This is a genomic window from Streptomyces sp. HSW2009 (assembly GCF_040240285.1).
Classification (GTDB): domain Bacteria; phylum Actinomycetota; class Actinomycetes; order Streptomycetales; family Streptomycetaceae; genus Streptomyces.
This window is the reverse complement of sequence record NZ_JBEHZD010000981.1, coordinates 1-1,451: the sequence shown is the minus strand read 5'-3', so window position 1 is coordinate 1,451 and position 1,451 is coordinate 1. Positions and strand designations below refer to the sequence as shown.

Here is a 1,451-nt window from a genome sequence, read left to right as displayed (position 1 = left end):
ACTCCCGACCCACCCCACACGACAACAACCAACGACCCACCCGATTCGACCACTCATCCAACTCCCCATACGACAACGCCACATCACCACACACCAACGCCACACCCTCAGGCGACCGCACCACCTCATCACCAAACAACTCCACCACCGAACGACCCGACACACCCCGCACCTCACCACCCCACTCCACCAACAACCCCTCCAACTCACCCACAGCCCATACGTCGACCCCACTCACCGCGTCGCCGGCATGGTCCACCACCCACTCCAAGACCCGGACCAGGCGCTGTTGGTGGGCGTCGATCTCGCGGGCGTCGTACAGGGTGGGATCGGCGTCGAACTCCACGCGGATTCCGGTGCCGATCGCGGTCGAGCCGTAGAAGTTGATCTTCAGGTCGTTGACCGGGCCGGTGGAGAGCGGGTGGGCCACGGCGGGGAGTGCGCCGAAGGTGAGGTCGTTGGCGAAGCCGACCACGTTGAGCGTGGGACCGAGACGGGCCTGTCGGCCGCCGGAGAGTCCGAGTTCGCGGTAGAGCTGTTCGCCGCGGAAGCGCTGGTGGCGTACGGCGTCCGACAGCGAGCGGGAGACCCGGGTGGCGAGGTCGGCGAAGGTGGCCTGGGGATCGACCGTCACCCGCAGCGGCAGGACGTTGACCATGGCGCTCGGCGTGGTCAACGAGACCCGGCCGGTGCGGCCGGCCAGCGGCAGCGAGAAGGTGAGGTCGGTGCGGCCGGTCATGCGGTGGTAGAACGCGGCGGTGGCGGCGATGGCCAGTGCCGGCCACTGCACGCCGAGGCGATCTGCCAGCGCGGTCAACCCGGTGGCCAGTTCGGCCGGGAGGGTGATGATGCGGCGCAGGCTGCTGTGCGTGCTGCTGCCGGGTTGGCCCGCGAGCGCGACCGGGTCCGGCAGGTCGGCGAACTGGTCGAGCCAGTACGCGCGGGCCTGACCGGTGCGGCGGGAGTGCGGGTCGGAGGTCTCGGCCGCCACCACCTGGTCCAGGGTGGTGAAGGTGGTGGCGGGCGGCTCGGCGCCGGTGGCCAGCGCGGTGTAGAGGGCGGCGACCCGGGAGCCGTAGACGGCCTGGCCGAAGGCGTCGAGCACCGCGTGGTGGTAGCGGTGGAAGTAGAAGGAGCGGTCGTCGGCCAGGAGGAGCAGCGTCTGGTGGCTGAGCGGTGTCCGGGACAGGTCGTAGACCTGGGCCAGTTGCTCGTCCATCCAGCGGTGTGCGGCGCCCTCCGGGTCCGGTTCGGCGCGCAGGTCGCGTATCTGGAGGGGGTTCGGGTCGGCGACCTGGACCACCTGGTGCAGGCGTGGGGCGGCGCCGGCCGCCCCCCCCCGCCCGCCGGGGGGGGGGGGGCCGGCCGGGGGGGGGCCCGCGGGCCCGGGCCACTCCGCACCCCGCGACCCGGGCCGTCCTCGCGTGCGATCCGGGCCGTCCTCGCCTGCG

Annotated in this window: 2 protein-coding genes; one reads left to right on the top strand and one right to left on the bottom strand. The window is 72.0% G+C overall.

Translation table 11 applies throughout. The annotated features are described in order from the left end of the window. Window positions 1–1,303, bottom strand: a 1,303-nt coding sequence (locus AAHZ94_RS34015; RefSeq protein WP_349997548.1) for a condensation domain-containing protein, incomplete at its 3' end; no start/stop codon positions are given. Here AAHZ94_RS34015 and AAHZ94_RS34010 point away from each other — a divergent pair. Beyond that, window positions 1,208–1,451, top strand: a 244-nt coding sequence (locus tag AAHZ94_RS34010) for a hypothetical protein (RefSeq protein WP_349997549.1), incomplete at its 3' end; no start/stop codon positions are given. The genes AAHZ94_RS34015 and AAHZ94_RS34010 overlap by 96 nt on opposite strands.